This is a genomic window from Treponema sp. (genome assembly GCF_017430385.1).
GTDB lineage: Bacteria > Spirochaetota > Spirochaetia > Treponematales > Treponemataceae > Treponema_D.
The window spans coordinates 20,500-27,808 of record NZ_JAFRNB010000066.1 but is presented as its reverse complement, the minus strand read 5'-3'; the positions used below and the strand labels follow the sequence as shown (position 1 = coordinate 27,808).

Below are 7,309 nucleotides of genomic sequence, written 5' to 3'. Positions count from 1 at the left end.
TTTTCCGGTTTTTTTTTCCGGGGGTTTTCCCCCGGTTCCCGGCACGTTCCTTGAGGGGCGGCAGGCTCCTTTCCGTCACGGGAGGCCGCGGGGGATTTCCCCGCGCGAAGACGGAGGGCGCATGGCCGCCGGATGATGACGCGCGGGATTGGAGCGGCGCGCAGCGTGCCGCGGCGGCCATGCCGCGGGTGGAGGGCCTGCCCGCAGCCGGAACGGACTGCCATGCAGAGCGGGGGGCTTCCCTGCCCCGCAGGCTGGCCCCGGCATGGCCGCCGCGGCATGGAGCCGGACGGCGGGGTCGCGCCATATATGAAAAAAGCCGCACCACTCACGGCACGGCCTGTCTTGGGGCGATTTCCTTAGCTGTTTCTTTTTACAATGTAGTCAGCATGACCTGCAGTTCGCAACCGCGACTCTGTAGATTTCAATTTTGAATCCGGAACCTTCTTAAGAACGACACGGACTGCCGAACTTGTTTTCTGAAAATACACATTCTCAAATCCTTCCTTCAGCAATCCCTGCGCAAGCTTGTTTGCATTTTCCTGGCTGGAGAACGAACCGACCTGAACATCCCAATATTCAGAAACAGAAGTCCCTTTCTGCGCTGTGGCGGCAACAGGATTTTTTGCCGTTTTTGCAGAAGCCACGGCAGCAGGCGCATTGCCCCCAGAAACAATCTCAATTCTTACATTGGCCGTTCCGGTCTTTATCATTCCTATTTTTTGAGCCGCACCTTTAGAGAGATCGATTTCACGGCCTTTAACAAAAGGCCCCCTGTCATTAACGCGGACATCGACGGCCTTATTGTTGCTGAGGTTCGTAACACGGAGTACAGTCCCGAACGGAAGCGTCTTGTGAGCGCAGGTCATCGCATACATGTTGAAGGTTTCGCCGTTCGCGGTTTTACGGCCATGATATTTCTCAGCATAGTAGGAAGCCTTTACATTCGACTTATAAACGCTGGAGAATGACAATGACGAGAAAATCAAAAAAAACAATACGAAAAAAGATTTTACTTTCATGCTTTATTTATCGTCATTTTTTTCAAGTGATTTTAATATTTTGATATAATAGAAGATTTTTGGCATAAAAAAACACCGCCTGTAAAAGCGGTGTGCTAGGTCGGGTAGACTGGATTCGAACCAGCGACCCCTACGTCCCGAACGTAGTGCGCTACCAGCTGCGCTACTACCCGAAATAAAAAAGAAAAAATAAAGCCCACTTTTGCAAGTGGGCTTATTGACGGGAGCGAAGGGGCTCGAACCCTCGATCTCCGGCGTGACAGGCCAGCGCGATAACCAGCTTCGCTACGCCCCCAGTCGATGTTCAGTAATATATCAAAAAGAACTGGAGCTGTCAACAACCAAAACTGTTAAAATCAATAAAAACCGCAAAAAATTAGCGATTTTTTATCCGCGCGGTGCTTTTGCAGGATCAATCGGCTGTCCGTTCTGGAAAACCATGAGTGAAATCTGTGATTTTCCGGTGTATGTATCAACCCCAGCAGTTCCAATCTCAGAACTATAGTTTATGTAGTCACCTTTTGCTACCTCGATGGAACCAAGCCCTGTGTAGGCATAAATATGGCCGGTCTTGCTCTGAATGAAAACGACATTTCCGAAGCCTCGGTATGAGCCGGAGAACATGACGGTTCCTGCGCGGATTGCCTTGACTTCCTCGTTCTTCTTTGCGGCCATGCTGACACCGCCGACTTTTCCGTTGATATAAACAATATTTTCAGTTTTGACAGGCCAGACAAGCGACGAATCAGCCTTTTTGCTCGAATAATTATGCGGGTCGTTTGTTTTTAAGTCCGGGACTTTCTGGGTTGCTGTTGTCGAAGCCGTTTTTGAGCCTGAAGATGAATTTTTTGAGCTGGCAACTGCCGTCGTGCTCTGAGAAGAAGATGACGGAACCTTGATTTTTTGCCCGACCTTGAGGGCGGCGTCACCCGAAACTCCGTTCAATTTCTGAAGGTCAGCGACAGAAACTCCATATTTTTTTGAGATTCCGAACCAGGTTTCGCCTTTCTGGACGGTGTAAGAACCATCGGAATTCACGGTATTTTTTGAAGTTGTGGCGGAAGAAGATGCCGACGCAGGCGAGCTTGTGCCGGCAGATGCGGCAGTTTTTGATGTCTGCGAAACAGAGGCAGAAGGAGCCGTACCGTCAGGAATTTTTATTTTCTGGCCGACTTTGATTCCGTTGTCAGAAAATCCGTTCGCATCCTGAATCGCACTGACCGAAACACCATATTTTTTGCTGATTGAATACAAAGTATCCCCGGCCTGAACCTCATGAACCGTGTCAGAATAAATATGAGCGACTGCCGAGAAAATCAAAATAGAAAAAGCAAGTTTAAAAACCGAACATTTCATATCTTAAGAATTTTCGGCAAAAAAGTAAAAAGATTTAAGTGAGTCTCGAAAAAATCTATGATTTTTTGTGAAAAACTTAGGGGACTTTATGGGTAGGGAGCGACGGCGTAAGCCGAAAAAGTCGTGAGACGACTTTTTAGCGAGTCTCGGTGAAGGCTGTGCCTGAACCGTTGCCCCTTGGCAGAAGGGGTAGCGGACAAGACCGCAGCAAAGCGAGGACTTGGGAGCGAGGGGAAGGCCTTCCCCTCTAATTGCTAAATTTTCACTCTTCGATAATTGACCAGAAAAGCTGCATGGCGTTGATTCCGTTGATTTTTTTGTCGGAAGAATAGCTTTTAAGGATGTTGTCGCGGCCACCTGTAAGCTGCTTGCTCGTGATTCCAAATTTGACCGAACTTTCGGCTTCGAGGAACGCGCTGAGATGGTCAGCCAGCCGGACAAGCCTGCCGTCAACAGGAGAATGGATGTCGGAATTGTAGTTCTCGCAAAGTTCCTCGTAGGACACGGCCTGCGAACTCTGCTGTCCGTCAAGCTCGGTGACAAGAATCCTGTTCTGGAATTCATCGTTCGTAAAATACAGTATTTCATTGACATACGAATCATCCATGAGTGGAACAAGCTCCAAATTTACAAGCTCGTCCTCAATCTGTTTTACGATTCCGGGAAGCTCGTTGGTAGCCTGCTTTACAGGAGAAATTATGTCACGGGTGACTGACTCGGGCAAATCATGGAAAAGCCCTGAGAAAAAATCATTGAAAATTCGTTTTTGACAAGGCTTTTCCGTGCCGTCACGCAAAAGAAGGAGCGTAATCACGGCCACGAAAAAACAATGTCCGAGAACATTCGTGCGGGGAACTCGCGGCGTGCGGTTCCATCTTGTCTGGAAACGAAGCTGCTCAATTTTCATTATGAGCTGAAAAGGCCTCTCACGGTCAAGGAGCATCTTTACGCCTTTAAGGTCGGTGTAATCCTGAAGATTGTTCCGAAGCTGCCAGCGAATCGGCTCGATGCGCTCTTTTTCATTGACCGGGGCTATCATCTCAAGCTCGCGCAATGAAGAGAATTTATGCGCGGCCTCAAAGACCCGCTCGGTCAGGGAGAATTCTGATTTTTCCAGGTTGGAATCAAGATCAAGATATTCTGAAAAACGGAAAAGCAGTTCCTCATCGGAAATTATTTCGGTGTACTTCGAGAAGACCCATTCATTGAGTTTTTTGTATTCGGAAGGATATTTTGCACGGATCATCTGCTGGACAGGAGCCTTTATGTCACAAAGGGCGATTTTTCGCAGCAGGTCGAAAAGTGATGCGTAAATCATCCATTCCCAGTCAATCTTATTGCCCTGAGACTCCTCGTATTTTCCGATTATATAGGCAGATACCATTTTTTCGGCGGCCTTGTCCATCTCGACCAAATCAAACGGACGAACCAAATCATTCCACCGTTGGATTGAAAATCCCTCGAAAATTTTGAGAATAAAATCTTTGTTAAGCTTGCCTGACATTACTTTGCGATTCCCTTCTTTTGGTCAGCCTCGACCTTCTGCTTCCATACGCCGGCCTTCTTTTTGATTTCCTCGGCATCCTCGCTCTCACCCAGAGCAATAGCAACGCGACGGCCGCCCGAAAGGAACAGAATTGCGTTCCTCATGTCATCGATTCGGTGTGTGGCAAGCTCGTAACGGTCACGGTAAGCAGTGGCAGACTGATCGTAGAGTTTTCGAATAAGCCGGATATAAAGCACGGAATTGTCGTAATCCGGGGAGTTCGGGTCAAAATAATCCTTGGATGCTTTTTTGAGGTCAAGGAGATTTTTTGTAACAGTGGCAAAACGCCCCTGAAGCTCGACGAAAGACTCCTTCCATTTTGAGTTGTCTCCGAAAGCATCGATAAGCAGGGAAATTGCGAGTCCTAGTTTTCGCACGAGATTGAATCTTTTTTCGACAGGAGCTTCTGAAATTGTGGCAAGTTTTGGCTCCATATCTGTCTGTGTCGCATCAATTACATTCGAGACAATTTCCTCAAGGTAAATAATCGCCTTGTAAAGCATTTTTCGAGCGTTGTTAAGAGCCTCGTTGTCCTTCGTATTGACAAGCTCAACCGTGAGGTTATTTATTTGAATATAATAAGTTGCGCAGCCAATCATCTCGTCGCAGAGGTTAAGTTTTTTGTATGCCATGCCGGCAGGATTCTTTTCGATTGAGGCAAGAACTTCCTTTTCCCGCTCAAATGCCTCGCTTATCATTTTTTTGTACGGCTCGCACTTGATTTCACAAAGCTCACGATTTTCTGTTTTTACTCTTGACATTAGTTTATCCCCCAAACTTGGCAAGCATAGAACGGGCATGTTCCAGAGACTCGGAACTTGCAGCGTCACCAGAAAGCATTCGGGCAATCTCAGAAACCCTCTCCTCACCCTCAATTGGGCGGACATTGGTCTGGGTTGCTCCGTCTTTTACACTTTTTTCTATCTTAATTTGATTATCGGCATAAACAGCGATGCTCGCAAGATGCGTGATACACAAAACCTGCCGATTTTTGGCCAATTTTTTGAGATGACTGCCGATTGAGACCGCAACTTCACCGCCGATACCAGTATCAATCTCGTCAAAAATCATTGTGCCGACTGTAGCCTCGCCGGATTCGTCTGATTCACAGAGAATTGTCTTGAGGGAAAGCATGACTCGGCTAAGCTCACCACCGGACGCAATCTTTGCAAGCGGCTGCAGCGGCTGGCCGGGATTCGCGCTGATTAGGAATTCGATGTCATCGATTCCGTAAGGGCCGCATTTCTGGGTAATTTCATTGCCGGACTTTTCGGCGACATTCACGGAGAAACGGGTGCCCTTCATGCCGAGGTTTGAGAGAACCTGAACCACGCCCGCAGCCATTTTTTCGGCGGCGGCTTTTCGAAGCTGTGAAATTGCTTTTGCCTCAAGATAGACTTTTTTGCCAAGCTCGGCAATTTCTTTTTCAAGCTTTTCTTTTTTGTCCGAACTGTTATCAAGCTCATCCAGAGACTTCTGTGCTTTTTCGCAATATGAGATGACTTCGGAAAGAGGAGCCGAGACAGAAGAAGCGTATTTCTTTTTGAGATTGTAAATTAAAGTCTGTCTTTCCTGAACCTGGGCAAGACGCTCCGGGTCAAAAACAAGTCCTTGTGCGTAAGATTTGTATTCCTCGGCGATGTCAGAAATTTCGTAGAAAGCACTTTCAAGCCTGTCCGTAAGTTTTTGAAGGGACTTGTCCGAAGATGATGCGCTGTCAGCGACGGCACGAAGCCGTTTGAGGACTGAGACTACTGCCCCACCCTCACCGCCAGAAAGAGCGCCGTTAATCTGCTCGACATCTGAATAAAGTTTTTCGAAGGAAGAAAGTTTTGTCTCCTCATCGTCAAGCTCGACATCCTCGTTTGGCTTTAACTTGGCCTCGGTGATTTCTTTGACCGCGAAATTGAGAAGGTCGATTCTCTGTGCTCGGTCGCGGTCATCGGTGTTAAGCTCATCCAAAATTTTTCGCTTGGCGACAAGTTCCGAATAAAGTGAAGTGAAATTTGCGACGCGTTCGGTAAGTCCTGCGTAAGAGTCAAGGAATTTCCGGTGCTCGCCAACCTTCATGAGAGACTGATGCTCGTGCTGACCGTGAATATCAATCAAGAATGAGCTGAATTCTGCCAGATCCGCGCGGGTCACAGGCGTGCTTCCAATCCATGCGCCGGATTTGCCGTTTTCGCGGATTACACGACGCAAAAGGACACGCCCATCCTCGATTTCAATGCCGTGAAGTGAAAGCCATTCCCAGGCATTTGCAGGCTCCGCAGAAGACTCGTCCTCTCCAGAAAAATCACGGATTGAAGAAGGAGTTTTTCCTAGATAAAAAGAGCCTGTTACGACAGACTCATGCGCGCCACCACGGATTTGCTCGACTCCGGCCTTTCCGCCTAGCAAAAAAGTGAGTGCGCCGATTAAAAGAGATTTTCCCGCACCAGTTTCACCAGAAAGCACCGTGAAGCCGCCGTTGAATTCGACATTTGCAGAATCGATGAGGGCAAAATCTTTAATTGAAAGATCTTCAAGCATGTTGAGGACCTCCTGACCAGTTCAATTTTGAGCGGAGCGCATTATAAAACTTTTCTTTCGTACAGCCAATAAGTTTGGCCTTGAATTCACTCTGACGGATTCGAATGACATCGCCAACATGCAAATCAACAGGAATCTGACCATCCACGCTGATAACGACATCCGAAATGCGGGAAGGAAGGATTTCAATTTCAAGCTCACCGTCCGGACTAAGCACCAATGGACGGCTCGAAAGCGAAAATGCATTCATTAGAGTGAGAACCATGGCATCAAGATCAGGATCAATTATAGGACCGCCCGCGCTCGCAGAATAGGCGGTTGAGCCTGTAGCCGTGGATATAATGATTCCGTCAGCCTTGATTTCGCCGAGAGGAACTTTGTCATAAAGAACATTGAATGAAAGCGTGTGTGTCGCAGTCTTACCGCAAACAACAACATCATTCAGTCCAGTCGCAGACAGCCGCCTTTTTCCACCACGAATTAAATCGGACTGCAGCATACTCCGTTCATCTACGACTGCCTCACCGGCAAGGAATTCCTCAAGCTCGCGCTTCCATTCGCCCCTCTGAACACTCGCGATAAAGCCAAAAGAACCGAAATTTATCGGAAAGATCGGGATTCCAAGAGGAGCGCACCCACGCGCCGCAAAAAGAACTGTACCATCGCCACCCATCGTAACAACAAAGTCGTAACCATAAAACGGATACTGTTCGGAAAAACCATTGAAGACAAAAATATCAGCCTTAACATTCAGACTCTCAAGATATGCCTGAATTTCATTGCCGAGAGTTTTCGATTCTTCCTTGAAACTGTTTACTACGATAAGTGACTTTTTTACATTCATAAAACTTTT

6 protein-coding genes and 2 tRNA genes are annotated in these 7,309 nt (G+C 47.5%); all 8 read right to left on the bottom strand.

Going from position 1 to position 7,309, the window contains the following annotated elements; genetic code table 11:
• Positions 1-359: 359 nt before the first annotated feature.
• The 8 genes from IJJ71_RS04660 to IJJ71_RS04625 all read right to left on the bottom strand — a co-directional run bounded on the left by IJJ71_RS04660 (position 360) and on the right by IJJ71_RS04625 (position 7,300).
• Complete coding sequence (locus IJJ71_RS04660) at positions 360-1,022, bottom strand: septal ring lytic transglycosylase RlpA family protein (RefSeq protein WP_296845605.1); 663 nt, start codon at positions 1,020-1,022, stop codon at positions 360-362.
• Positions 1,023-1,122: 100 nt separating this feature from the next.
• A tRNA-Pro gene (locus IJJ71_RS04655) sits at positions 1,123-1,195 on the bottom strand.
• Between the two features lie 48 nt (positions 1,196-1,243).
• Positions 1,244-1,317, bottom strand: a tRNA-Asp gene (locus IJJ71_RS04650).
• Positions 1,318-1,409: 92 nt separating this feature from the next.
• Positions 1,410-2,378: a LysM peptidoglycan-binding domain-containing protein gene (locus tag IJJ71_RS04645; RefSeq protein ID WP_296845604.1), complete on the bottom strand. Its 969-nt coding sequence runs from the start codon at positions 2,376-2,378 to the stop codon at positions 1,410-1,412.
• A gap of 262 nt (positions 2,379-2,640) precedes the next feature.
• Positions 2,641-3,882 (bottom strand): HD domain-containing protein, encoded by a 1,242-nt coding sequence (locus IJJ71_RS04640; RefSeq protein WP_296845603.1) that lies wholly within the window; start codon positions 3,880-3,882, stop codon positions 2,641-2,643.
• Positions 3,882-4,685, bottom strand: coding sequence for a hypothetical protein (locus tag IJJ71_RS04635; RefSeq protein WP_296845602.1), 804 nt, complete (start codon positions 4,683-4,685; stop codon positions 3,882-3,884). Before IJJ71_RS04635 ends, IJJ71_RS04640 begins: the two co-directional genes overlap by 1 nt.
• A gap of 4 nt (positions 4,686-4,689) precedes the next feature.
• Entirely contained in the window at positions 4,690-6,456 is a 1,767-nt protein-coding gene (recN, locus tag IJJ71_RS04630; protein WP_296845601.1) for a DNA repair protein RecN, read from the bottom strand.
• Entirely contained in the window at positions 6,449-7,300 is an 852-nt protein-coding gene (locus IJJ71_RS04625; RefSeq protein ID WP_296845600.1) for an NAD(+)/NADH kinase, read from the bottom strand. Before IJJ71_RS04625 ends, recN begins: the two co-directional genes overlap by 8 nt.
• Positions 7,301-7,309 lie beyond the last annotated feature (9 nt).